The following is a 23839-nucleotide window of genomic DNA, read 5'->3' as shown; positions in this document are numbered from 1 at the left end:
CAAGCTGCTGATATTCTTCTTATCAAGCCGCTATGGCATGCGGATTGCGGGTGGCACGTTTATTGCTTATATTAGCGCTTGCAAGGTTTCTCGCAGCGGGCTAACGTGTCGATTCATTTGTCACTGATGCAAATTTTGCCATGGCCATGAAACCCTCGTTGCAGCTTCGCATCGGCACCCAGCTGACCATGACGCCGCAGCTTCAGCAGGCCATTGCTCTGCTGCAGCTTTCCACGCTGGACCTGCGCCAGGAAATCCAGCAGGCGCTGGAATCCAACCCCATGCTGGAACTCGACGACGGCTATGGCGAACAGGACACCATCGACACGCCCGAGGACGACTGGGCCAGTGAGATCCCCAGTGAACTGGCGGTGGACAGCGACTGGTCCGATACCTACCAGGACATGGCACCTGCCTCCGGTGGCGACGCCCCGGACTTCGATCGCAATGCCAGCGGTGAGAGCCTGCATGATCACCTGCTCTGGCAATTGGCGATGACCGACCTGGGCAGCCGCGAACGCCTGATCGCTGAAAGCCTGATCGACGCCGTGGATCACAACGGCTATCTCGACAGCGACCTTGACGACCTCTGCGAAGGCTTGCGCCACCAGGGACTGCCGAGCCTCAAGAGTGCCGACGTCGAACAGGTGCTGCTGCATCTTCAGCAATTCGAACCCACCGGCGTCTGCGCCCGTGAACTGCGCGAATGCCTGCTGTTACAGCTGGGCGCACTGCCCGACGACATCCCGCTGCTGCCTCAGGCCAAGCGATTGGTGCGCCAGTTCCTCGATGCCCTGGCCGCCGATGATCGCAAGCTGCTCAAACGCCGCTTGCGCCTGGAGGACGATCAGCTCGATGCGGTGATCGCCTTGGTGCGCTCGCTGGACCCGCGGCCCGGACTGGCCTTCGATGACAGTGGCAGCGATTACGTGATCCCCGACCTGATCGCGCGCCATACCCCCGAGGGGTGGCGTATCGAGCTCAATGCCGATGCTCTGCCCCGCATGCGAATCCAGCCCGACTATGCGGCACTGATCAGGCGCGCCGACAAGAGCGACGACAATACCTTCATGAAGCAGCATCTGCAGGAGGCCCGCTGGCTGTTGAAGAGTCTTTCGAGCCGCAACGATACCCTGTTGCGGGTAGGGCGCGAGATCATGTCACGTCAACTCGACTTCCTCGAGCAGGGTGAAGTCGCCATGAAACCGCTGGTGCTGGCCGATATTGCCCAGGCAGTGGACATGCACGAGTCGACCATCTCTCGTGTCACGACCCAGAAGTTCATCCACACCCCCCGCGGTGTCTTCGAACTCAAGTTCTTCTTTTCGAGTCACGTCGGCGGCGAGGAAGGCGACGCCCACTCCAGCACCGCCATCCGTGCCCGCCTGAAAAAGCTGATCGGCGAGGAGCCGTCGCGCAAACCGCTATCCGACAGCAAATTGGTCGAGGCACTCGCCGCCAGCGGCATCAAGGTCGCCAGGCGTACAGTGGCCAAGTACCGTGAAGCCATGGGCATCCCTCCGTCGAGCGAGCGTAAACGCCTGTCTTGACAGGGCAATGACGAGCCGGATCCGAACGATGGAAATCCCCCTGCGCCAGGGGGTTTGCAGGGCGCCAAAAAGGGTTACAATCGAATCGACATCCGCAAGGAACAGGAGCGTGCCATGCAAGTCAATATCACCGGCCATCACGTCGAACTGACCGACGCACTGCGTGACTACGTCAATGAAAAGCTCACACGTCTAGAGCGACACTACGACAACATCACAACAGTCCAGGTTACCCTCTCGATCGAAAAGGAGCGCCAACAAGCCGCTTGCACATTGCACGCTGCCGGTGCTGATTTGCACGCCGATGCCAAAGACGGTGACATGTACGCTGCTATTGATGCCCTGGCCGACAAGCTCGATCGGCAACTGGTCAAACACAAGGAAAAGGCACAGGCCCGCGCCCAGGGTGCCGGTGTCCGCTGACCTGCCCATGAATCTGCAAGCCATTCTGCCCCCGGAGCGCACCCTGTTCGATGTGCCCGGGGGAAGCAAGAAGCGGGTGCTGGAATTCTTCAGCACCTTCATCGCCCAGAATACGCCCAGCCTCGACAGCCAGGAGGTATTCAGCCGCCTGATCGGACGAGAGCGCCTCGGCAGCACGGGGATCGGCAACGGCGTTGCCATTCCCCATGCCCGCGATCCCCACTGCAAGGCACCACTGGCCGGCTTTCTCAAACTCGCCGAGCCGATAGACTTCGATGCCGTGGATGGTGAGCCCGTGGACCTGGTGTTCGTGCTGCTGGTCCCCGAAGAGGCCGATGACACACACCTGGCATTGCTTGGGCAAGTCGCCGCCGTGATGAACGACGCCGATACTCGGCAGCGACTGCGCAAGAGCGATAGCCAGCGACAGCTCTACGACATTCTGCTCGACGCCATTCGTCGCCAGGACAATGACCCGGCAGCCGGTATGGCCTGACTCCGGCACGGTCTGAACGTAGCGCAGTCCAAGCATTCGGATGGGCAGCCGGTGCGCTGCCTACCACCATGACGCTCACCCTTTCACCCCGCTCACAGGAGACGACCATGCAGCTCGTGATCATCAGCGGCCGCTCCGGTTCGGGGAAGTCCATTGCCTTGCAGGCGCTCGAGGATCTCGGCTTCTACGCCATCGACAATCTACCTGCCATGCTGCTGGGGTCGCTGCTGAACGAGCTTCAAGACGGCGAAACGCAGCGCTCATCGGTTGCTGTCAGCATCGATGCGCGCAATCTGCCCGGTGCCTTGCGTCGCTTCCCCACACTACTGGAGGCCGTGGACCGCAAAGGGGTCGACTGCCAGGTCGTGTACCTGACCACCGAAGCCAAGATTCTGCTCGAACGTTACTCGGCGACACGGCGACGTCATCCGCTAACCCGGGACAGCGACATGACCCTAGCCGAAGCCATCGATTCCGAAGAACAGGCCCTGGCCGAGATTCGCGATCTGGCGGACCTGGTCATCGATACCTCACGCCTGTCGGTCCATGAGCTGCGCGGGCGTATCGCCGAGCAGGTCGCCCAACACACCGACCGGCAACTGACCCTGACCTTCGAATCCTTCGGCTTCAAACGCGGCGTCCCTCTAGACGCCGACACCGTCTTCGATGCTCGCTGCCTGCCCAACCCCTACTGGGATCCGCGACTGCGTCAGTTCAACGGACGCGATACCGAAATCGTCGAGTTTCTCGAACGCTATCCCGATGTCGTTGACATGGCTCACGACATCAGCGCCTGGCTCGAACGCTGGTTGCCCGCCTATCAGGCCTGCCATCGCAGCTATGTCACCGTGGCCATCGGCTGCACCGGCGGCCAGCACCGTTCGGTCTATCTCGCCGAGCGACTGGCTCGCCATTTTGCCACCGACTACCCGGGTGTCAGGCTACGTCATCGTGAATTGGGCATTCATACCGCCATTGCACCTTCGCCCTCCGAGCCCCAGCACGACGAGGCCCCCTGACGCATGCTGAGTCGTGAGCTGACCCTGATCAACAAGCGCGGACTTCATGCCAGAGCGGCCACACGACTCGTCCAGTGCTGCCAGCAGCATCGGGCCAGTGTCACCGTCTCTCACCAGGGACGCGACGCCGATGCCACCAATATCATGTCCCTGCTGATGCTAGCCGCACCCTGCGGCAGCGTGCTGACCGTCACCGCCGAAGGCGAGGATGCCGAAGCGGTCCTCAACGCCCTGGAGTCGCTCGTCGAGGCCCGCTTCGATGAAGAGGTTTGACGGCGAGCCGTAAGCCGTAAGCTAAAATGCCTCAACAATACCCTGATAAGACAAGGCGTTTGCTTCTTACAGCTTAAAGCTTATAGCTCTCCGTAGGGGATCATGAGCCCGCCACGGTCATTTCGTCGACCAGCCAGCTCCCCGAATGTACGCTGCCACGGGTATCGATATCGTCGCCAACCCCGATGAGACCCGCGAACATCGCCTGGAGGCTACCGGCAATGGTGAACTCCTCCACCGGGTACTGGACCTGGCCACCCTCGACCCAGAAACCCGCCGCACCGCGAGAATAGTCGCCAGTCACGCTGTTGACGCCCTGCCCCATCAACTCGGTGACCAGCACACCACGCCCCATCTTCGCCAGCAGGTCCTGGCGCGAGGACAGTGGCGCCTGGAGGCGCACATTGCGCGCCCCACCGGCATTGCCGGTGGTTTCCAGACCCAGGCGCCGTGCGCTGTAGGCCGAGAGCATATAGCTGGCCAGCCGCCCCCGGTCGATGAACACATTGTCACGGGTATAGACGCCCTCATTGTCGAAGGCTGCGCTGGCCATGGCTCCCGGCTCGAGGGGCTTCTCGCCTAGCGAGAACCAGTCGGGAAACAGCGGCTCGCCAAGACGATCGCACAAGAATGATGCCTGACGATACAAGGCACCACCGGCGATGGCGCTCAGCAAATGGCCAATCAGACCACTGGCCAGAGCGGGATCGAACAGCACCGGCATCCGCCCTGTCACCGGACGCCTGGCCCCGAGTCGGCGCAGGGTACGCTCGGCCGCCGACGCGCCGATGTCCTCGGCTCGCGCGAGACGCTTGGGGTCGCGCTCACTGGTATAGTCGTAATCGCGCTGCATGCCCGAGGCATCTTCGGCGATCAGCATGCACGACAGCGAATGGCGACTCCCGCACTGGCTACCGAGGAAGCCGTGGCTATTGGCGTATACCCTCACCCCCTCGCCACTGGACAGACTCGCGCCCTCGGAATTGCTGATGCCCGCTACCCGGCGGCCGGCATCCTCGCAGGTCAGCGCCAGCTCGATGGCCTCGTCGGTGGACAGGGCCCAGGGATGATGGACATCGAGATCGGGGATCTTGCGTGCCATCATTTCGGCCGGTGCCAGACCCGAAGCCGGATCCTCGCCGGTATGTCGGGCGATCGCCATGGCCTGCTCCACCGCCGCCCGAACCGATGCCTCGCTGGCATCGGTGGACGACGCCGAGCCTTTACGCTTGCCGATGTAGACAGTCACCGCGATGCCCTGATCACGGGACAGTTCGACGCTTTCCACCTCACCAAGGCGCACGCTGACCCCGATGCCCTGATCGACGCTGGCCCCGATCTCGCAGGCATCGGCTCCCAGCCGACGGGCCTCTTCCAAAGCAGCCTGCGCGCGGGTCTCCAGCAGCGACTGCTGGCTTGCGGCATCGAACGCCTGTGTCATGGTTGTCTCCTTGCCAGGATAATCTGTCTGTTGTCTGATCGAGGCCGGGCAGGCTGGTATACTCGCCTCACATTCCCCAGCTCATATGGTAATGGCATGTCTTTCGACACCCCCGCCGACGATACATCCGCCTCGCACGAAGACCGGCCGAGCAAGTCCCAGCGCAAGCGAGAAATGCAAGCCCTGCAGGACCTGGGCGAAAAGATCATCGCCCTCTCGGAGGCCGAACGCGCCAGGCTACCACTATCCGACGACATGCGCTTCGCCGTCGAGGAGACTGGCCGCATCCGCTCTCACGAAGGTCGCCGGCGGCATATGCAGTACGTCGGTAAACTGATGCGTCGCGAAGACACCGAGGCCATTCAAGCAGCCTTCGAGGCATTCGAGCAGGAAAAGCTCCGCCGCGACCATGCCTTCCATCGCCTGGAAAAATGGCGCGAGCGCCTGATCGATGAAGGTGACGAGGCACTCGAGGCCTTTATTGCCGAATTCCCCGACGTCGATCGCCAGACTCTGCGCCAACTGATCCGTAACGCCAAGAGCGAACGCAAGCGCGGCAAACCGCCGGCCAACGCGCGCAAACTGTTCAGGCTGATCCGCGACACTGCCGGCCTGTAAGCTCGAAGCTCGAAGCTCGAAGCTCGAAGCTCGAAGCTCGAAGCTCGAAGCTCGAAGCTCGAAGCTCGAAGCCAGAGTTTCTCTTCCAGCTTCCGGCTTCAAGCTTACCGCTCATCCAGTCAGGATTGCGTGCCGCCAACGGTCAATTCATCCAGTTTCAGCGTCGGCTGGCCCACCCCCACGGGCACACCCTGGCCTTCCTTGCCACAGACGCCGATGCCGGTATCCAGTTCCAGGTCGTGGCCGATCATCGATACCTGTCCCATGGCCGCAGGGCCGTTGCCGATCAGGGTCGCTCCCTTGACCGGTGAGGTAATGCGCCCGTCCTCGATCAGGTAGGCTTCGCTGGCCGAAAACACGAACTTACCCGAGGTGATGTCCACCTGGCCGCCCCCGAAACTCACTGCATACAGGCCGCGTTTCACGCTCCTGATGATGTCGGCCGGATCATCCTGGCCGGCGAGCATGTAGGTATTGGTCATGCGCGGCATCGGCATATGGGCATAGGATTCACGCCGGGCATTGCCAGTGGGGGCCATGCCCATCAGCCGCGCATTGAGCTTGTCCTGCATATAGCCGGTGAGGATACCGTCCTCGATCAATGGCGTATAGGCGCCCGGTGTACCTTCATCGTCGATGGTCATGGAGCCGCGGCGATCCGCCAGGGTGGCGTCGTCGACCACCGTGACACCCGGCGCGGCAACCCGCTGCCCCATGCGCCCGGCGAAGGCCGAACTGCCCTTGCGATTGAAGTCGCCTTCCAGGCCATGGCCTACCGCCTCATGCAGCAGGATCCCTGGCCAACCGGCCCCCAGCACCACCGGCATCTGACCGGCCGGCGCATCGCGGGCTTCCAGATTGACCAGGGCCTGGCGCACCGCTTCACGGGCGTAGCGTTCCGCCACTCCCTCGTCGCGCAGACGAGACATGGCATAGCGACCACCGCCGCCGGCACTGCCGCGTTCACGGCGACCACCGCGTATGGCGATCACACTGACATTCAAGCGCACCAAGGGACGAAGGTCCGCCGCCAGGGTGCCATCGCTGGCCCGCACCAATACCACTTCGTACTCACCGGTCAGCGAGGCGCTGACCTGGCTGACCGCCGGATCCTGGGCCCGCGCCACGCGATCGGCCTCCTTGAGCATGGCGATCTTGTCCTCGGCCGAGAGACCGGACAATGGATCGCGCCCCGCGTAGCGTTCATGGGCCTGGCTCACGACACAGGGTGCTACCGCCAGCCGGTCACCACTGCGGGCGATCCCCGCTGCGGTGCGCCCGGTGTCGGCCAGGGCCTCCGCGGTAATCTGGTTGGAATAGGCGAAGCCGGTCTTCTCACCGGCCATGGCGCGCACCCCGACACCGCCATCGATGCTGTAGCTGGCGTCCTTGACTTCGCCATCCTCCAGTACCCAGCTCTCGTGCCAGCTGCGCTGGAAATACAGATCGGCGAAATCCACCCCACGGCCCAATGCCTGACCGAGGCCGTCATCGAGCGCCGCCAGGTTCAGTCCGCCGGGCGCGAGCAGCGTGGCCACGGCGGTGTCGAGGACGGTATCAACGGCAATATCAGCAGTCTGTTGGTTCATTCGGCACCTTCCAGAGAAATCTGCGGCGAGGTCCAGGGACCCCGCACGCGGTAGTGAATTCGTGTGGCTCGGTCGATCACGCCACCGAACAGGCGATGCGCGATCCATAGAGCCCCCCCGACCACCGGTGCCCCGGCGACCACTGCCGCCAATGGCAGATTCTGGCTCAATGGTACCGTGACCGCGAGATGTTGATCGAGTTCACGGCGAACCAGATCGACATCGCCATCGAGAGAGAAGGATGTGGCCGGGCCCTGGATCTCTACGGGTCCTCGGGTTTCCAGAACCCCACCATACAGCGTAGCGGCACCGGTGACACGATCGAAGGCCGTTCCCTGACGCGTCACGTCGGAGAAGTCCAGCCGCAAGCGCCGTAACAGGTTGTCGACGTTGAGCAGGCCGATCAGCTTGGCCGAGGGTGAATCGAGGTAACGGAAACGCCCATTGCGCAGTTCGATATCCAGGCTGCCCCGGGAACGATGCAGGGCAAATTGCCAGGGGGCGCCGGGCCAGGCCAACTGCGAATCGATGGCGGTGGATTCGTTGCGAATCGATATCGGCTGTGCAAGGCGTTCCAGGGCCGTCCCCAGATCGCGACCATCGAGGGACAACCGCGAGCGGGTCAGGCTGGCCTCGGGACCGGATGCTTCCCACACCAACTCTCCGCGCGCCGAGACCTCGCCAAGGGTCAATCCCAGTGGCGCCACGACCAGTTGCTCGGGCGAGGCCCGCCATCTCGCGGTGAGAGGCCCGAAACGTTGCCCGTGTCGCTCCAGATCGGCGACCCGGAGACGCCCGGCCGGCAGCCCGGCCAGCCACGCGGGGAAGGCTGCCGGTGGCGGTGCCACGTCGATCTCTTCGAGCAGGCTTGCGGCGGCTGCTTTTGGCTCTGGCAGCAAGGCATCGAGATTCAGTCGCGACAACGTGATATCGATCGGCCCGGTACCAACCGATCCGACGAACCCGGAACTGTCGGCACTCGCACTTCCGGGGCCCGGCCCGGCAAGTTCGGGGCGATATTCGGCACGGCCTTCCAGCAGGCTACCGGCCAGATCCAGTTGCCAGCCGCCTGGTGAGCCGCCCTGCGGATAGGCACTGGCAAACAGCGACCCCACGCAGTGCTGGCGTACATACAGGCAGTCGGTGGCCAGCCGCATCGCCTGCAAGGCCCGCGGCGTCTGCTGACCGGCGACATCGAAGTCTCCCAGGCCGATGGCGGACAGCGCCGACGCCCAACGCTGCGGCTCCAGGCGTGGCGAACGCCAACTCACTTCCCAACCACTGCTGTCCGGCCATTGCGGTGCTGCCGGCCACTGTTCCAGCCATACCTGGCCCTGACCGGTCTGCCCCCACGCCCGCCAGCGCAACCGCATGCGCTCGGCCAGGGTCGCCTCCACCCTGCCGGCATCGAGATCGGCATCGAGCGACAGCGGCGTGCGCTCCTGGAACGCCTTGCCGAAAGGAGATGGCAGGTTGATCGCCAGGCCGTCAAGATCGCTGTCGAGACGCAGCCGATGAGCGCCCTGGTCCAGGGCCAAACGCGCCGAATAAGGGAAATACCCCGTCAGCACAGGATCCAGGCCATCCAGGTTCGCCCATTCGAGCACCCCCCTGGCCAGCGCCCGCCCCTCGAACGTCACCTGCTGCTCCCCGGTATCGAAGCGAGCCAGCATCGGGCCTTCGAAGACTCGCGCCCCCAGCATACCGGTCAGTTCGCCCTGTGCGTCGCGGTGGCGATAACCGAGTTCACCGTTGATGTCGTTCAGGGTCAGGTCCAAGGGGGCGAAACGGAGCGAGGGCACATCGACGTCGGTATCGAGATCGAGGGTCATGGTGTCGGGCGCGGCCAGCGGCAATGACAGCGCCAGACTGCCGGCCAGCTCGCCGCGACTCTCCCAGTCATCCGCCTGCAGGTCGATGAACGGCAATGCCTGCAGGTAGGACAGCAGGTCCTGGGTGGTACCGCCCACCTCACCCTGCACGTCGAGCACTTCATCGACCAGGCTGACGTGCCCCTCCCGTGCCCACAGCCCCCGGCTCTCGGCCTGGTCGACCCGGGCCTCCAGATCCAGATCGTCGAGCGTCAGGCGCCCCGCCACATTGTCGAGCGCCGGCCAGTCGGGGGCGAACGGCAAGTGGCCCTGTTCGACCTCGAGTGCCAGATCGAGCGAGATGTCCTCGGGCTGCACGTCCTTAGACAGCGGTAGACGCAGACTCAGGCGACCTTCGGGAACCCGTCCCGCCACTCCCTGGGCCAGCCAGGCGTTGAGTTCGTCACCCAAGGCGCCGACCGGCAACCAGTCGACCAGCGGCGTCTCGAGAGCATTCACGTCCTGAAAGGCCAGGTCGAGCCCCAACTCACCAGGTCGGCCAGCGCCGGTTTCGAGGTCGAAACTGCCCTGTACCTTCGCCCCTCGCCAATTGGCTTCCAATGCCTTTCCCTCGACCCTGGCGCGTTTGTCCTCGTAGGCCCAGGTCACCTCGCCCCGGGCGGACGCCAGGTCCATGGGCCCCGTGAACAGCTTGGGAAAATGCAGTCGCGGGTCGTCGATGCCGACGAACTCCACGCGACCCTCCAGATCCTCGGCTTCGACCCAGGCATCCAGGGGGCCACCGCCGGGAGCGCTCTCCCAGGGGGAAACCTCGACTGCCTGCAAGGCCGCTCGCGATTGCCAGCGCCCGCCCCGATGTTCCAGGGAGAATCCCGCTACCTGGCCACTCGGTTGCAGGGCGTCCAGTAGCCGTGCGAATCGCTCGGGCAGCGGCAGGCGGTCCCGCCAAGCCGCCAACGCCGCCAGATCGAAGGCACTGCTCTTGAGCCGCCAGCCCTCGCCATCGCCCTCGAGCTGCCAGTGGCGCGGCAAGGCCGGACCCGCGCCGCCCTCCGCCAACGGCTCGGCGTCGGCGGGATCGAGCCCCGGCTCGTCGCCCAGCAGGCTCAACCAGGCCTGCCATCCCTCGTCTCCGCGCAGCCATTGGCCACGAGCGCGAATGTCCTCGAGCGCGAGTCTCGTTTCATCGTGACTCATGGCCAGCTCGGGAATGTTCAGGTCGAGTCGGGCATCGGCCAGCGCCCCCTGCTGCCAGCGCCCCCACAGCACCGCTTCTCCGCTGGCGTGATCGAGGCGTACCGGATCGTTGCGGCTGAGCACCTCGGCCAGGCGCACCAGGCTGGCAACATCCATGCGCGCTTGCAGGGCGGCATTGAAATCACTGAGTCCCCGGCGCCCCGGCAGAATCTCCAGGACCGCTTCCAGCGAGACGTCTTCATACCCTTCGACGAACACCTGGCCTTCCAAGTGGGCTCGCCGGCGATCCCCGGTCATCAGCAAGGTCGGCGCCTCGAGCGCCACCCGTCGATCCCGACCATGCAGGACCAGGCGCAGATCCTCGACCTCGACCCGCTGACGGAGCAACATGCCGACCCAGTAGTCGAGCCGCTCGAGATTGAATTCGACATCCGGCTGGAGTTCGGGGGGCAGCTCGGCGGGATAGGGCCAGTGCCAGGTGCGCTCGGGCGTCTGATAGAGGTGGATGGTCACCCCCTCGACATGGGCATCGGTGACTACCGGCACACCGTCGCGCAGCGACGCCACGCTGTCCAGGCGCAACCTGGCACCCTCGACTTCGAGCAACGGCTCCCTGCCCGCGGCACGCGAGGTGACGGCCAGATCCCCGAGGACCAGAGCCGGATCCGCGCCATACCAATGGCCATCGAGTTCCATCATGCTGACATCGGCATTGAAGCGCTCGGAGAGCAAGGCCTCCAGACGCGGACGCACCTCGTCGACCTGGCTGACTGCCAGACGCAAGGCCAGAATCAACATGGCCAACAGGGCCAGACCGACGGCCAACAACGTCATGGCCCAGCGCAGCAGAAGGCGATACGGGCTCATCGGCTCACATCAATACGATGTCGTACTGTTCCTGGGAGTAGTGCGCCTCGACCTGAAAACGGATGGTCTTGCCGATGAAGATCTCCAGATCGGCTACCGCCGCCGATTCTTCATCGAGCAAGCGATCGACCACCGCCTGAGAGGCCAGCACCATGTAGGTTTCCGCGCTGTAGGCTCGTTCCTCGCGCAGGATCTCGCGGAAGATCTCGTAACACACCGTTTCCGGTGTCTTCAGGGTCCCGCGCCCGCTGCAGGTTGGACAAGGCTCGCACAACGTCTGTTCAAGGCTTTCACGCGTTCGCTTGCGGGTCAGCTGCACCAACCCCAGCTCGGTGACGCCGGTGCACTTGGTCTTGGCGTGGTCGCGCTCCAGTGCCTTGTCCAGCACCCGCAGCACCTGACGCTGGTGTTCCGGGTCTTCCATGTCGATGAAATCGATGATGATGATGCCACCCAGGTTGCGTAGCCGCAGTTGCCTGGCGATGGCGGTAGCCGCCTCGAGGTTGGTCTTGAAGATGGTTTCCTCGAGATTGCGATGGCCCACATAGCCGCCGGTATTGACGTCGATGGTGGTCATCGCCTCGGTCGGGTCGATCACCAGATAGCCACCGGACTTGAGCTGCACCTTGCGGCCCAGCGCTTTCTGGATCTCGTCCTCGACACTGTAGAGATCGAAGATCGGCCGCTCGCCCGGATAATATTCGATGCGCGACTCGGTCCCGGGCATGAACTCGCGAGCGAAATCGACCAGCCTGAGGAAATTCTCGCGGGAATCGATGCGCACCTTCTCGATCTCGTCGCGCATGACGTCACGCAGGGTGCGGATGAACAGTGGCAGGTCGTCGTAGATCACAGTGGCGGCCGGCGCGGTGACCTTGCGCTCGCTGACCTTGCGCCACAGGCGCAGCAGAAAATGCATGTCGGCGAAGAGCTCGTCCTTGCTCACCCCTTCGGCGGCGGTACGAATGATGAAGCCCCCGGTGACCTCCAGCTCCTGCTCGGCCTGACAGACCTCGACCAGCTCACGCAGGCGCTCGCGTTCGTTCTCGTCCTCGATGCGCTGAGAAACGCCGTTGTGCGGTGACTCGGGCATATAGACCAGAAAACGCGACGGGACCGAGAGGTGGGTGGTCAGGCGCGCCCCCTTGGAACCGATAGGGTCCTTGGTGGCCTGCACCACCAGCGACTGTCCTTCGCTGAGCAGTTGGCTGATCGACACCTGCTCGTCGACCGGGGTATTGGGCGCCATGACCTCATGCGCGTGAATGAAGGCGGCCCGATCGAGGCCGATATCGATGAAGGCGGCCTGCATCCCTGGCAACACCCTCACGACCTTGCCCTTGTAGATGTTGCCGACGATGCCCCGCCGCCGGCTGCGCTCGATAAAGGCTTCCTGGAGGACGCCGTTTTCGACCACCGCCACGCGGGTTTCCATCGGCGTCAGGTTGATCAGTACTTCACCGCTCATGCGGGATTCCTTATTGAAAATTCATGCCGGCATTATGACATACCCATCCATAGCGGCACGCCCTGGCGTTGCAGCAGCGCGGCCGTTTCGAACAGCGGTAACCCCACCACCGCCGAATGGCTACCCTCGATCCGGGATACGAACACCGCCGCCAATCCCTGGATCGCATAGCCACCGGCCTTGTCCACCGGTTCTCCGGTCCTCCAGTAGGCGTCGATCTCGTCGGCGGTGATCTCGCGCATGCTGACACGGGTTGCGACACAGGACTCGAGCACGCCGACCGGCCCACTGACCGCCACGGCGGTCAGCACCTCATGGGTCGAACCCGAGAGTGCACCCAGCATCTCGGCGGCATGGGCCCGATCGCGTGGCTTGCCGAGAATCCGCCCGGCATGCACCACCGCCGTGTCCGAGCCCAGCACCGGCAGTGACGACAGGCATACTCCGGCCATGGCCTTGTCCCGCGCCAGGCGTGTCACGTACTGAGCGGGTGTCTCTCCGCCTCGGGCGGTTTCGTCGACATCCACGGGGCGTACCTCGACCTCGACACCGATCGACGCCAGCAACTCGCGACGTCGTGGCGAGGCGGAAGCCAGACACAACGTAGCGGTCATGGTGCCTCCCGATAGCACAAGAACTGGCGGCTTTTCATGTCACGGCCAGGCGCCGGCGCAAGGCCTGCAGCATGGTGAACAGCCACGGCCAGAGTGCCGCGCCTATCAACGACGGCAGCAGGAAAGCCAGATGAATGGAAAAGGGGCCGAATATCGTGCGCAGCCACTGTTCGACCAGTTGCACGATACCCAGCAAGACGAAGATCAGCACCGCCTGCTGCACCAGGGAGTAGGCGCGCAGACGCTGGTATACTAGAGCGCACAGGAAGGCCAGCAGCGACAAGGTCAATGCATTCTGCCCCAGCGGTGACCCCTCGATCAGATCCAGCAGCAGCCCCAGCGTGAAACCGTGCATGACCCCGACCCGCTGTGGTGCAGCCACACACCAGTAGAGCAGCATCAGTCCCAGCCAGTCGGGACGCCACATCAGCCACACATCGGCCAGCGGCATCACTTGCAGGCACAAGGCCAGCAACAGGCTCGACCAGATCAGCAGCATGCCTTGAAAGCCGGGGCTCTTGTTGGCCATCAGGGCTCCCCCCTCACGTTCGGCGGCTCATGAACCGTGAACGTCTCGTCCCACAACTGCTGCGTATCGGCCTGCTCCAGTGGCGGGGGCGGAAACAGCAGCAGGAAGTGGCGCGAGCGCTCCAACTGGGCCACCGGCTCTGCGGTCACTCGGGCGAAGGGTTCGCCGGGGTCATGCTCGACCCCGACTATCCTGGCCACTGGATAGCCAACCGGGAAGCGCCCCGCGAGCCCGGAGGAGGTCAGCAGGTCGCCTTCGCGGATATCGGCGGTATCCGGGACATGCATCACCGCCAGGGCGTTATAACGCCCGGTCCCCTGGACAACGAAGCGCAGTCCATTGCGGTTGACCTGCACCGGCATCGCATGACTGGCATCGGCAAGCATCAAGACTCGACTGGAGTATGCCGACACGGCAGTGACCTGCCCCACCAGCCCCGAAGCATCCATCACCGGCTGGCCGATATACACGCCATTGCGACGCCCGCGATCGACCACCATCTGGTGCGTGAAGGGATCGGAATCCAGTGACAACAGTTCGGCGGTGATATAGGGCACATCGTCCTGCCGGGCGGCATCCAGCAGTTCACGCAGGCGTACGTTTTCGGCGGTGAGGCTGGCCATGCGCTGCACCCGATGCGACAGGGTCAGCAACTGTTCGCGCAAGCGGCGGTTCTCTTCTACCAGTTCACGTTGCTCGGAGAGTGCCAGCGAGGCCCATGTCAGGAGGTCGCTGGGCACGCTGACCACCCACTGGATGGGGGCCACCACCGTGGAAAGCTGGGCCCGCAAATCTTCCATGCGTGAAAATCGATCCTCGGCGAACATCAAGGCAAACGCCGCTATCGCACACAACAGCATGCGATAGCCGGGCACCGATCCGTGCGAGAACAGCGGTTTGATAGGCGTTCCCCCCGAAAACAATCAAGCGAAGAGTCAGTCGCTGGATAGCAGTTCGAAGGTATGCTGGTCGATCATCTCGAGCGCCTTGCCACCGCCACGTGCCACGCAGGTCAGCGGATCCTCGGCAACGATCACCGGCAGGCCGGTTTCCTCGGCGATCAGCTTGTCGAGATCGCGCAACAGGGCTCCCCCGCCGGTCAGCACCAGGCCACGCTCGGCGATATCGGAAGCCAGTTCCGGTGGCGACTGTTCGAGGGCGCTCTTCACCGCCGCGACGATGGAAGCCAGGGTTTCCTGCAAGGCGTCGAGAATCTCGTGGGAGCTGAGCGTGAAACTGCGCGGAATCCCCTCGGCCAGATTGCGTCCACGCACATCGATCTCGCGCAGTTCGCCTCCCGGGTAGGCGCAGCCGATCTCTTCCTTGATCCGCTCGGCGGTCGCCTCACCGATCAGGCTACCGTAGTGACGGCGCACATAGGCGGTGATGGCTTCGTCGAAGCGATCGCCACCGACACGGATCGACTCGGAATAGACCACTCCGTTGAGCGAGATGATGGCGATCTCGCTGGTGCCGCCACCGATATCGACGACCATCGAGCCTTGGGCCTCCTCCACCGGCAAGCCGGCACCAATGGCCGCGGCCATCGGCTCTTCGATGAGAAAGACTTCCCTGGCTCCGGCACCTTCGGCAGACTCCTTGATGGCGCGACGCTCGACCTGGGTCGACATGCAGGGCACACAGACCAGCACACGAGGGCTCGGGGTCAGGAAGGTGCTCTGATGCACTTTGCGGATAAAGTGCTGGAGCATTTGCTCGGTCACGGTGAAGTCGGCAATCACGCCGTCCTTCATCGGGCGAATGGCCGTGATGTTGCCTGGGGTACGGCCCAGCATGCGCTTGGCGTCGACCCCCACGGCAGCCACGCTGCGCATGTTGCCTGACTGGCGAATCGCCACGACCGAAGGCTCGTCGAGGACGATGCCACGACCGCGAACATAAATCAGTGTATTGGCCGTGCCCAGGTCGATCGACAAATCGCTGGAGAACAGCCCCCTCAAACGTTTAAACATGGAAGTCTTTCACCTGTCCAGACCGGAACCCTATGCGGATGCAAACGGTATCATCGCCGGTGGTAAGCGGCAAGCAAGAGTGCCTGCCAGATGCCTCGAGATGTGGTACCTTTTTCGGTTATTCATGGGATCGTGGCTACCCGCCACCCTCTGGCCCATGACTCGCACAACGCTTGAGGAACTCACTGCCATGGCGCTTGAACACACACACGTGCAGCGGGCGGCGCACCTCGCCCGGCTTGCCCTGGACAACGACGAAGCCGCGCGCTATGTCGACGACCTGGGGCGCATTCTGCAAATGGTCGACCAGCTTCAGGGCGTCGATACCGAGGGGGTGGCTCCGTTGGCCCATCCCCTGGATACCACCCAGCGCTTGCGCGCCGACGAAGTCACCGAGACCGACCAGCGCGACCGCTTCCAGCGTTGCGCACCGGCCGTCGAAAACGGTCTCTACCTGGTACCGCGCGTCGTGGAATGACCGGACAAACAGCGGAATGAGCCATCGCCCCCAGCTGTCTTCCGACAGGACTGCGCTACAAGCCTTGACCCGGAGCCGACCTCCACATGCATGACAAGACCTTGACGGAACTCGCCGCCGCACTCGCCGCCGGCGAGTTCTCCAGTCGCGAACTGACCCAGAGCCTGCTAGGGCGTATCGATACCCTCGACGGCCAGCTCAACAGCTTCATCACGGTGACGGCGGAGTCGGCACTGGCAGCCGCCGATGCCGCCGACCGGGCCCGCGCCCGGGGCGATGTCGGTCCCCTGAGCGGCCTGCCGCTGGCGTTGAAGGATATCTTCTGCACCCGGGACGTGAAGACTAGTTGCGGCTCGAAGATGCTCGACAACTTCGTCTCGCCCTATGACGCCACCGTGGTCGAGAAGCTCAAGGCCGCGGGCACCGTGAGTCTGGGCAAGACAAACATGGACGAGTTCGCCATGGGCTCTTCCAACGAGAACAGCTTCTATGGACCGGTGAAAAACCCCTGGGACCTGTCCGCGGTGCCTGGCGGCAGCTCGGGCGGGAGCGCCGCCGCGGTTGCCGCGGGCCTGGTGCCGGCGGCACTAGGCACCGACACCGGCGGCTCGATCCGTCAGCCGGCGGCCTTCTGCGGTATTACCGGCCTCAAGCCGACCTACGGCAGGGTGTCTCGTTACGGCATCGTCGCCTACGCCTCGAGCCTCGATCAGGCCGGGCCGATGGCCCGCTCAGCCGAGGATTGCGCCCTGTTGCTGAGTGCCATCGCCGGCCACGACCTGCGTGATTCGACCAGCGTGGCACGCGGCGTGCCCGACTACCAGAGCGAGCTCGGCACCTCGCTGTCGGGGCTCAAGATTGGCCTGCCCAAGGAGTATTTCGGCGAGGGCCTCGATCCTGCCGTCGACATCGCGGTGCGCGAAGCGGTCAAGGTCTACGAATCGCTGGGCGCGTCGGTTCGCGAGGTCAGCCTGCCGCACACCCACCACGCCATTCCGGCCTATTATGTGATCGCCCCGGCCGAGGCATCGTCGAACCTGTCGCGATACGACGGCGTGCGCTTCGGTCACCGCTGCGCCACCCCCGCGGACCTGATCGATCTCTATGAGCGCTCCCGCGCCGAGGGCTTCGGCGAGGAGGTCAAGCGGCGTATCATGATTGGCACCCACACCCTGTCGGAAGGCTTCTTCGACGCCTACTACAAGAAGGCCCAGCAGGTACGGCGTCTGATCCGCCAGGACTTCCTCGACGTCTTCGAGGACGTCGACGTGCTGATGGGCCCGGCCTCGCCGACGCCGGCCTTCGACCTGGGCGCCAAGAAGGACCCGGTATCGATGTATCTGCAGGATATCTACACCATTGCCATCAATCTGGCGGGCATTCCCGGTATCAGCGTACCGGTCGGTTTCTCCACTTCACGCCCCACCGAAGGCCGCCCGATCGGCCTACAGATCCTGGGGCCGCATTTCGCCGAGCCGCAGCTCCTCAATGTCGCCCACCAGTTCCAGCAGGTCACCGACTGGCACCGTCAGACGCCAGCCTTCGGCAAGGAGAGTGCATGATGCAATGGGAAACCGTGATCGGCCTGGAAGTCCATGTCCAGCTCGCCACCCGCTCGAAGATCTTCTCCGGCGCCTCCACGGCGTTCGGCGCCGAGCCCAACTCCCAGGCCTGCGCCGTGGACCTGGGATTTCCCGGCGTGCTGCCGGTGCTGAATGAGGCCGCAGTGGCCATGGCGGTGAAGTTCGGCCTGGCCATCAACGCCGAGATTCCCGAGGTCTCGGTGTTCGATCGCAAGAACTACTTCTACCCCGACCTGCCCAAGGGCTATCAGACCAGTCAGATGTATCACCCCATCGTGGGCCCGGGGGAAGTCGAGATCACTCTCGAGGATGGCAGCACCAAGCGCATCCGCGTGCATCATGCTCACCTCGAGGAAGACGCCGGCAAGTCACTGCACGAAGACTTCCACGGCATGACCGGCATCGACCTGAACCGTGCCGGCACACCGCTGCTGGAGATCGTCTCCGAGCCCGACATGCGCAGCGCCAAGGAAGCCGCCGCCTATCTCAAGGCCATCCATGCCCTCGTCACCTACCTGGGCATCTCGGATGGCAACATGGCCGAGGGCTCGATGCGCTGTGACGTCAACGTCTCGGTGCGCCCCCAGGGCCAACCGGAATTCGGCACCCGCGCCGAGATCAAGAACGTCAACTCCTTCCGTTTCGTCGAGCGTGCGATCGCCTTCGAGATCGAGCGCCAGATCGAGTTGATCGAGGACGGCGGCCAGGTGGTGCAGGAAACGCGCCTGTTCGATCCCGAGCTCGACGAGACCCGCAGCATGCGGATCAAGGAGCAAGCCAACGACTACCGTTACTTCCCCTGCCCCGACCTGCTGCCGGTGGTCCTCGATCAGGCCTATGTCGATCACCTGAGAAACTCGCTGCCGGAACTCCCTGCGGAGAAGCGCGCCCGTTTCCAGGACCAGTTGGGCCTGTCCGCCTACGACGCCGGCGTACTGTCGTCGAGCCGTGCCATGGCCGAATACTTCGAGTCGGTCAAGGACACCTGCAGCGACGCCAAGCAGGCCGCCAACTGGGTCCAGGGTGAGCTGTCCGGCGCCTTGAATCGCGAAAACCTCGGCATCGACCAGAGCCCGATATCGGCGACCCAGCTCGGCGAACTGATCGCACGCGTGATCGACGACACCATCAGCGGCAAGGCCGCCAAACAGGTCTTCCAGGCACTGTGGAACGGCGAGGGTGAGAGTGCCGACGCCATCATCGAGGCCAAGGGCCTGAAGCAGGTCACCGACACTGCGGCCATCGAAGCGATGGTCGACCAGGTGATCGCCGACAGCCCGGTCCAGGTCGCCCAGTACCGCGATGCCGAGCCGGAAAAGCGCGGCAAGATGATCGGCTATTTCGTCGGCCAGGTAATGAAGGCGTCGCGCGGCACCGCCAATCCCCAGCAGGTCAATGCCCTGCTCAAGACCAAACTGGATCAGCAATGATGTCGACCATGGTCACAAGCGGTACCGACGGCTCGCCGTCGGTACCGGCCAACCAGCAAGGACACCGCCATGTCGGATGATGTGGGTGGGCGACTGCGCGCCCTGCGTACCCTGCGCGGCATTTCCCAGCGCGAGCTGGCCAAGCGCTGCGGCGTGACCCATTCCAGCCTGTCGCTGATCGAGCAGGGCAAGGTCAGCCCTTCGGTCAGCTCGTTGAAGAAGATCCTCGACGCCATCCCCATCAGTGTCGGTGACTTCTTCACCATGGACCTGCAAAGCCGCAACCAGGTGTTCTATGCCGCTGACGAACTGGCCGATATAGGCAGCGGTGACGTCATCTATAAGCTGGTGGGCGCCAACCGGGCGTCACGGGCGTTGTCGTTCATGATCGAGACCTACCCCGCCGGCAGCGATACCGGCCGCGAAATGATCGCCCATCAGGGTGAGGAAGCGGGGGTCATTCTGGAAGGCGAAATCGAGATCACTATCGGCGCCGAAAGTCGCGTGCTGGGCCCCGGCGAGGCCTACTACTTCGATACCAACGTCCCGCACCGCTTCCGCAACCCCGGCAGGACCGCCTGCCGCCTGGTCAGTTGCTGCACCCCGGCGAAGACCTTCTGACAGCTTTGCCACCGCGCGTCCCGGCCAGCAGGGCCGGGACGCTTTTCTCCCGGGGTTATCCAGGCCGGGCCTTCAGGGCGACAACGACATCCACACCGTCTTGAGTTCGGAGTACTCGGCCAATGAGTGCATCGACTTGTCGCGACCGTTGCCCGACTGCTTGACGCCACCGAAGGGCACCGTCATGTCGCCACCGGCCCAGTTGTTGACGTAGACTTGGCCGGACTCCAGCCGCCGCGCCACGCGCATGATGCGGTCGATGTCCTGGCTCCATAGCCCGGCCGCCAGGCCGTACTGGCTGTCGTTGGCCATGGCGACGGCCTCATCCTCGCTGTTGAAGCCGAACACCGACAGCACCGGCCCGAAGATCTCCTCGCGGCCAATGGTCATCTGCGGGGTCACGCCATCGAATATGGTGGGTGCGATGAACAGCCCCCCTTCTTCGCCGTTGACCGCCTCGCCGCCGGCACGCAGGTGCGCCCCCTCTTCCACCCCCTGACGGATGTAATCGAGAATCCGCTGGTACTGGGTCTGGTCGACGATGGCCCCCATGAAGCTATCGGGATCGAGCGGATCGCCGGGCTGCATGTCCTCGGCGGCCTTGAGCACCCGTTCGATGAAGTCCTCGCGGATCGCGTTTTCCACCAACAACCGCGAGCCGGCGATGCACACCTCACCCTGGTTGTGAAAGATCGCCGCGGCGGCGTTCTCGGCCACGGCATCGAGGTCCTTGCAGTCGGCGAAGATGATGTTCGGGCTCTTGCCACCGCACTCCAGGTAGACCCGCTTGAGGTTCGACTGCCCGGCGTACTGCATCAACTGCTTGCCGACCTGGGTCGAGCCGGTGAAGGACAGACAATTGACGTCCATCGACAGCGCCAGCGCCTTGCCCACGGTATGGCCGAAGCCGGGCAACACCTGAAACACACCGCGCGGGAGTCCGGCCTCCTTGGCCAGTTGTGCCAGACGCAAGGCGGACAGCGGCGACTTCTCCGATGGCTTGAGGATCACGCTGTTGCCGGCGGCCAACGCCGGGGCGATCTTCCAGGCAGTCATCATCAGCGGGAAATTCCACGGCACGATCGATACCACCACACCCAGCGGCTCGCGCAATACCAGGCCCAGACTCTCCTCGCCAGTGGGCGCCACCTCGCCATAGACCTTGTCGATCGACTCGGCATTGTAGCGGAGGCAGGCGATGGCGCCGGCCATGTCGCCCAGCGAACTGGTGACCGGCTTGCCCATGTCGAGGGTATCGAGCAGCGCCAGCTCGTGCTTATGGCTTTCCATTAGATCGGCCAGCCGCAGCAGCAGCTTCTTGCGTTGCGACGGTGCGATACGCGCCCAGTCGCCGCGGCGGAAGGCGTCCCTGGCGTGACGCACGGCGACTTCGGCATCGGCGGCCTCGCAGCTCGCCACCTGTGCCAGCACCTTGCCGGTGGCCGGATTGACGGTTTCGAAGGTGCCGCCACTCACGGCATCGACGAAGGCATCGTTGATGAAGGCGCGCGTCTCGAAGGACTGCGATTCGGCCATGGCACGCCAGTCGGCATGGCTTCGGGGAAGGGAATGCTGCGCAGTCATGCGGGTTCCTCCTGTTGCTGAATTTCGGCCAGACGCGTGGCGGTCTCATCGAGGGCTCGCCGGGCCAGCGCGACCAACTCGTCGATCTGTTCGCGGGTGATCACCAGCGGCGGGGCGATGATCATGGTGTCGCCTACCGAGCGCATCACCAGGCCACTGGCGAAGCACAGATCGCGGCACAGGTTGCCGGCAGCCAAGCGCTTGTCGAAGCGTCTCCCGCTGGCTTTGTCGGCGACCAGTTCCAGCGCCCCCATCAACCCGAGCGAGCGTGCCTCGCCAACGAGGGGATGCTCGGTGAGTTCGCCCCAACGCTCGGCCAGGTAGGGCCCCAGGTCGTCGCGTACCCGTTCGACCACGCCTTCGGCCTGCATGATCTCGAGATTCTTCAGGGCCACGGCGGCACAGGCCGGATGGCCGGAGTAGGTGAAGCCATGAAAGAACTCGCCGCCCTCCTCGATCAGGGTTTCGGCCACCCGATCGCCGAGGAGCACCCCGCCAATCGGCAGATAGCCCGATGACAGCCCCTTGGCGATGGGCATCAGGTCCGGTTCGAGGTCGTAGTACTGACTGCCGAACCACTCACCGAGTCGCCCGAAGCCGCAGATCACCTCATCGACCACCAGCAGCATGTCATATTTTGCCAGTACCTCCTTGACCGCCGGCCAATAGCTCGCCGGTGGCATGATGGCGCCGCCGGCCCCCTGCACCGGCTCGGCAATGAACGCCGCCACGTTGTCCTCGCCGAGTTCGAGGATACGCGCCTCGATGGCCGCGGCGCAGGCCCGACCAAACGCTTTCGGCGACTGGTCACGCCCCTCGCCGAACCAGTAGGGCTGTCGTACATGGCTGATGCCGGGCACCAATGGGCCGCCCTGAGCATGCATGGGGGCCATGCCGCCCAGGCTCATGCCGGCCACGGTAGACCCGTGGTAGGCGTTCTCGCGCGAAATGATCCACTGCTTCTCGGGCTTGCCCTTGAGCGCCCAGTAGCGACGCACCATGCGCAGCACGGTATCGTTGGCCTCGGAGCCCGAGCCGGTGAAGAACACGTGATTGACATGCTCGGGAGCCAACTGACAAAGCTTCTCGGCCAGTCTCACGGCCGGGGGGTGGGTGGTCTTGAAGAAGTTGTTGTAATAAGGCAACTCGCGAAGCTGCCGTGTCGCGGCGGCCACCAACTCCTCGCGACCGTAGCCGAGATTGACGCACCACAGCCCGGCCATTCCGTCGAGGATGCCATTGCCCTCACTGTCATGAATATAGACGCCCTCGGCACGGGTAATGATACGGCTACCCTCCTCGCCAAGCGCCTTGAAATCGGTGAAGGGATGCAGATGATGGGCGCGATCCAGCGCCTGAAGGTCATGCAGGTTCATGGCAGAACTCCGGCAGGAAAAAGGTGGGCTCAGGCACTGGCGGGCGCGGCGTATGCCGGGGCACGGGCGGTAAGATAGTCACGACAGGCCCGGGAAAACCCCTGGAACAGGGCGTCATATAACGGGTGCTCGCGCGGCTGCCACTCGGGATGCCACTGCACGGCCAGGGCAAACCCCGCGGCATCGGCCACGGAAATCGCCTCGACCAGCCCATCCGGTGCCACCGCTTCAACGACGAGCCCCGGCCCCAACTGCTCGATGCCCTGTTGGTGCAGGGAGTTGACGCGCGAATACCGTTCAGCATGCAACCGCGACAGCACGCCGCCCGGCAGAATCTCCAACTCATGGCTTGGTGCGTACCGGGCCTGCTTGTCACCCGGCGGCTCGCGATGATCGAGCATGCCGGGTACGGCTTGCACGGCCTGGTACAGGCTGCCACCGAATGCCACGTTCAGCTCCTGGAAGCCCCGGCAGACCCCCAACAGCGGCAAGGCCAGGTCCAGGGCCGCGGGAATCCAGGCGAAGGCCGCCGCATCACGGTGGCGGTCATCGCGTGTATTCTCGGGGGCACGTTCGGCACCGTAGCGCTCGGGAGAGACATTGGTATAGCTGCCGGTAAGCAGCAGGCCGTCGAGACGCGACAACACGGCCGAGCAGGCCCCCGTCTCGACATCCTCCCAGACCGGCAGCATGACCGGCTCGAGGCCATAGTCACGCAGGGCACTCAAGTACTTGTCGGTGACCATGTGCGCCGAATGCCCCTCCACCTCACGGCGACAGGCGATCACTCCCACCAGGGGTCGGGTCTGCATGACGGACTCCTTGAAACGACCGAGATCAATGTTGTTAGGGTTTACTCAACATACATCCGTTGATTT

The 23839-nt window shown here is 64.0% G+C and carries 21 protein-coding genes; 10 read left to right on the top strand and 11 right to left on the bottom strand.

The window, feature by feature from the left end; genetic code table 11:
* Nucleotides 1–140: 140 nt before the first annotated feature.
* The 5 genes from ACFOEV_RS08145 to ACFOEV_RS08125 all read left to right on the top strand — a co-directional run bounded on the left by ACFOEV_RS08145 (nucleotide 141) and on the right by ACFOEV_RS08125 (nucleotide 3761).
* On the top strand, nucleotides 141–1550 hold the full coding sequence (locus ACFOEV_RS08145; protein ID WP_386772693.1) for an RNA polymerase factor sigma-54: 1410 nt from the start codon (nucleotides 141–143) through the stop codon (nucleotides 1548–1550).
* Nucleotides 1551–1664: 114 nt separating this feature from the next.
* Complete coding sequence (gene hpf / locus ACFOEV_RS08140) at nucleotides 1665–1973, top strand: ribosome hibernation-promoting factor, HPF/YfiA family (RefSeq protein WP_386772691.1); 309 nt, start codon at nucleotides 1665–1667, stop codon at nucleotides 1971–1973.
* Nucleotides 1974–1980: 7 nt separating this feature from the next.
* Nucleotides 1981–2469 (top strand): PTS IIA-like nitrogen regulatory protein PtsN, encoded by a 489-nt coding sequence (gene ptsN / locus ACFOEV_RS08135; RefSeq protein WP_386772689.1) that lies wholly within the window; start codon nucleotides 1981–1983, stop codon nucleotides 2467–2469.
* Between the two features lie 107 nt (nucleotides 2470–2576).
* Nucleotides 2577–3488: an RNase adapter RapZ gene (gene rapZ, locus ACFOEV_RS08130; protein ID WP_386772686.1), complete on the top strand. Its 912-nt coding sequence runs from the start codon at nucleotides 2577–2579 to the stop codon at nucleotides 3486–3488.
* A 3-nt stretch (nucleotides 3489–3491) separates the two neighbouring features.
* Nucleotides 3492–3761 (top strand): HPr family phosphocarrier protein, encoded by a 270-nt coding sequence (locus tag ACFOEV_RS08125; protein WP_386772684.1) that lies wholly within the window; start codon nucleotides 3492–3494, stop codon nucleotides 3759–3761.
* Nucleotides 3762–3861: 100 nt separating this feature from the next.
* Here ACFOEV_RS08125 and pmbA read toward each other — a convergent pair whose 3' ends face one another.
* The gene (gene pmbA, locus ACFOEV_RS08120; protein WP_386772682.1) at nucleotides 3862–5202 is read right to left on the bottom strand and encodes a metalloprotease PmbA; all 1341 of its coding nucleotides are present in this window, start codon (nucleotides 5200–5202) and stop codon (nucleotides 3862–3864) included.
* A 96-nt stretch (nucleotides 5203–5298) separates the two neighbouring features.
* Here pmbA and yjgA point away from each other — a divergent pair, with 96 nt between their 5' ends.
* Nucleotides 5299–5820 (top strand): ribosome biogenesis factor YjgA, encoded by a 522-nt coding sequence (gene yjgA, locus ACFOEV_RS08115; protein ID WP_386772680.1) that lies wholly within the window; start codon nucleotides 5299–5301, stop codon nucleotides 5818–5820.
* A 119-nt stretch (nucleotides 5821–5939) separates the two neighbouring features.
* Here yjgA and tldD read toward each other — a convergent pair whose 3' ends face one another.
* The 7 genes from tldD to ACFOEV_RS08080 form a co-directional block, all read right to left on the bottom strand.
* Nucleotides 5940–7409, bottom strand: coding sequence for a metalloprotease TldD (tldD, locus tag ACFOEV_RS08110; RefSeq protein WP_386772677.1), 1470 nt, complete (start codon nucleotides 7407–7409; stop codon nucleotides 5940–5942).
* Entirely contained in the window at nucleotides 7406–11305 is a 3900-nt protein-coding gene (locus ACFOEV_RS08105; protein WP_386772675.1) for a YhdP family phospholipid transporter, read from the bottom strand. The genes tldD and ACFOEV_RS08105 overlap by 4 nt, the downstream gene beginning before the upstream one ends.
* Before the next feature lie 4 nt (nucleotides 11306–11309).
* Nucleotides 11310–12773: a ribonuclease G gene (rng, locus tag ACFOEV_RS08100; RefSeq protein ID WP_386772673.1), complete on the bottom strand. Its 1464-nt coding sequence runs from the start codon at nucleotides 12771–12773 to the stop codon at nucleotides 11310–11312.
* 32 nt (nucleotides 12774–12805) lie between these two features.
* Complete coding sequence (locus tag ACFOEV_RS08095) at nucleotides 12806–13387, bottom strand: Maf family protein (RefSeq protein WP_386772671.1); 582 nt, start codon at nucleotides 13385–13387, stop codon at nucleotides 12806–12808.
* 34 nt (nucleotides 13388–13421) lie between these two features.
* Entirely contained in the window at nucleotides 13422–13916 is a 495-nt protein-coding gene (mreD, locus tag ACFOEV_RS08090; RefSeq protein WP_386772669.1) for a rod shape-determining protein MreD, read from the bottom strand.
* Nucleotides 13916–14776, bottom strand: coding sequence for a rod shape-determining protein MreC (gene mreC / locus ACFOEV_RS08085; RefSeq protein ID WP_386772667.1), 861 nt, complete (start codon nucleotides 14774–14776; stop codon nucleotides 13916–13918). Before mreC ends, mreD begins: the two co-directional genes overlap by 1 nt.
* Before the next feature lie 75 nt (nucleotides 14777–14851).
* Complete coding sequence (locus ACFOEV_RS08080) at nucleotides 14852–15889, bottom strand: rod shape-determining protein (protein WP_386772665.1); 1038 nt, start codon at nucleotides 15887–15889, stop codon at nucleotides 14852–14854.
* A 190-nt stretch (nucleotides 15890–16079) separates the two neighbouring features.
* On the opposite strand from ACFOEV_RS08080, the gene gatC reads away from it, so the two are divergent.
* From gatC to ACFOEV_RS08060, 4 genes are all read left to right on the top strand, one after another.
* On the top strand, nucleotides 16080–16367 hold the full coding sequence (gene gatC / locus ACFOEV_RS08075; RefSeq protein ID WP_386772663.1) for an Asp-tRNA(Asn)/Glu-tRNA(Gln) amidotransferase subunit GatC: 288 nt from the start codon (nucleotides 16080–16082) through the stop codon (nucleotides 16365–16367).
* A gap of 86 nt (nucleotides 16368–16453) precedes the next feature.
* Nucleotides 16454–17929 (top strand): Asp-tRNA(Asn)/Glu-tRNA(Gln) amidotransferase subunit GatA, encoded by a 1476-nt coding sequence (gene gatA / locus ACFOEV_RS08070; protein WP_386772661.1) that lies wholly within the window; start codon nucleotides 16454–16456, stop codon nucleotides 17927–17929.
* Complete coding sequence (gatB, locus tag ACFOEV_RS08065) at nucleotides 17929–19380, top strand: Asp-tRNA(Asn)/Glu-tRNA(Gln) amidotransferase subunit GatB (protein ID WP_386773066.1); 1452 nt, start codon at nucleotides 17929–17931, stop codon at nucleotides 19378–19380. Before gatA ends, gatB begins: the two co-directional genes overlap by 1 nt.
* Before the next feature lie 69 nt (nucleotides 19381–19449).
* Nucleotides 19450–20001: a cupin domain-containing protein gene (locus tag ACFOEV_RS08060; RefSeq protein WP_386772659.1), complete on the top strand. Its 552-nt coding sequence runs from the start codon at nucleotides 19450–19452 to the stop codon at nucleotides 19999–20001.
* Between the two features lie 72 nt (nucleotides 20002–20073).
* On the opposite strand, the gene ACFOEV_RS08055 is transcribed toward ACFOEV_RS08060, so the two are convergent.
* Genes ACFOEV_RS08055 through ACFOEV_RS08045 form a run of 3 tightly spaced genes read right to left on the bottom strand, consistent with a single transcriptional unit; the run spans nucleotide 20074 to nucleotide 23773 of the window.
* The gene (locus ACFOEV_RS08055) at nucleotides 20074–21585 is read right to left on the bottom strand and encodes an aldehyde dehydrogenase (RefSeq protein WP_386772657.1); all 1512 of its coding nucleotides are present in this window, start codon (nucleotides 21583–21585) and stop codon (nucleotides 20074–20076) included.
* Nucleotides 21582–22961: an aspartate aminotransferase family protein gene (locus ACFOEV_RS08050; protein WP_386772655.1), complete on the bottom strand. Its 1380-nt coding sequence runs from the start codon at nucleotides 22959–22961 to the stop codon at nucleotides 21582–21584. The genes ACFOEV_RS08055 and ACFOEV_RS08050 overlap by 4 nt, the downstream gene beginning before the upstream one ends.
* A gap of 29 nt (nucleotides 22962–22990) precedes the next feature.
* On the bottom strand, nucleotides 22991–23773 hold the full coding sequence (locus ACFOEV_RS08045; RefSeq protein WP_386772653.1) for a gamma-glutamyl-gamma-aminobutyrate hydrolase family protein: 783 nt from the start codon (nucleotides 23771–23773) through the stop codon (nucleotides 22991–22993).
* Between the last annotated feature and the right edge of the window lie 66 nt (nucleotides 23774–23839).

It is taken from the genome of Litchfieldella rifensis (genome assembly GCF_042646605.1).
Lineage (GTDB): Bacteria > Pseudomonadota > Gammaproteobacteria > Pseudomonadales > Halomonadaceae > Litchfieldella > Litchfieldella rifensis.
Note: the sequence above shows the minus strand (reverse complement) of the source record. Positions and strands in the feature narration are given on the sequence as shown.

Bases quoted from the DNA above. Each gene is read 5' to 3' on its own strand.
- ACFOEV_RS08050 (WP_386772655.1), bottom strand. From the start codon at position 22,961: ATGAACCTGCATGACCTTCAGGCGCTGGATCGCGCCCATCATCTGCAT.
- ACFOEV_RS08055 (WP_386772657.1), bottom strand. From the start codon at position 21,585: ATGACTGCGCAGCATTCCCTTCCCCGAAGCCATGCCGACTGGCGTGCC.
- ACFOEV_RS08045 (WP_386772653.1), bottom strand. From the start codon at position 23,773: ATGCAGACCCGACCCCTGGTGGGAGTGATCGCCTGTCGCCGTGAGGTG.
- mreD (WP_386772669.1), bottom strand. From the start codon at position 13,916: ATGGCCAACAAGAGCCCCGGCTTTCAAGGCATGCTGCTGATCTGGTCG.
- tldD (WP_386772677.1), bottom strand. From the start codon at position 7,409: ATGAACCAACAGACTGCTGATATTGCCGTTGATACCGTCCTCGACACC.
- gatC (WP_386772663.1), top strand. From the start codon at position 16,080: ATGGCGCTTGAACACACACACGTGCAGCGGGCGGCGCACCTCGCCCGG.
- ACFOEV_RS08145 (WP_386772693.1), top strand. From the start codon at position 141: ATGGCCATGAAACCCTCGTTGCAGCTTCGCATCGGCACCCAGCTGACC.
- ACFOEV_RS08105 (WP_386772675.1), bottom strand. From the start codon at position 11,305: ATGAGCCCGTATCGCCTTCTGCTGCGCTGGGCCATGACGTTGTTGGCC.
- rapZ (WP_386772686.1), top strand. From the start codon at position 2,577: ATGCAGCTCGTGATCATCAGCGGCCGCTCCGGTTCGGGGAAGTCCATT.
- ACFOEV_RS08060 (WP_386772659.1), top strand. From the start codon at position 19,450: ATGTCGGATGATGTGGGTGGGCGACTGCGCGCCCTGCGTACCCTGCGC.
- hpf (WP_386772691.1), top strand. From the start codon at position 1,665: ATGCAAGTCAATATCACCGGCCATCACGTCGAACTGACCGACGCACTG.
- gatA (WP_386772661.1), top strand. From the start codon at position 16,454: ATGCATGACAAGACCTTGACGGAACTCGCCGCCGCACTCGCCGCCGGC.
- ptsN (WP_386772689.1), top strand. From the start codon at position 1,981: ATGAATCTGCAAGCCATTCTGCCCCCGGAGCGCACCCTGTTCGATGTG.
- ACFOEV_RS08125 (WP_386772684.1), top strand. From the start codon at position 3,492: ATGCTGAGTCGTGAGCTGACCCTGATCAACAAGCGCGGACTTCATGCC.
- mreC (WP_386772667.1), bottom strand. From the start codon at position 14,776: ATGCTGTTGTGTGCGATAGCGGCGTTTGCCTTGATGTTCGCCGAGGAT.
- pmbA (WP_386772682.1), bottom strand. From the start codon at position 5,202: ATGACACAGGCGTTCGATGCCGCAAGCCAGCAGTCGCTGCTGGAGACC.
- ACFOEV_RS08095 (WP_386772671.1), bottom strand. From the start codon at position 13,387: ATGACCGCTACGTTGTGTCTGGCTTCCGCCTCGCCACGACGTCGCGAG.
- gatB (WP_386773066.1), top strand. From the start codon at position 17,929: ATGCAATGGGAAACCGTGATCGGCCTGGAAGTCCATGTCCAGCTCGCC.
- rng (WP_386772673.1), bottom strand. From the start codon at position 12,773: ATGAGCGGTGAAGTACTGATCAACCTGACGCCGATGGAAACCCGCGTG.
- ACFOEV_RS08080 (WP_386772665.1), bottom strand. From the start codon at position 15,889: ATGTTTAAACGTTTGAGGGGGCTGTTCTCCAGCGATTTGTCGATCGAC.
- yjgA (WP_386772680.1), top strand. From the start codon at position 5,299: ATGTCTTTCGACACCCCCGCCGACGATACATCCGCCTCGCACGAAGAC.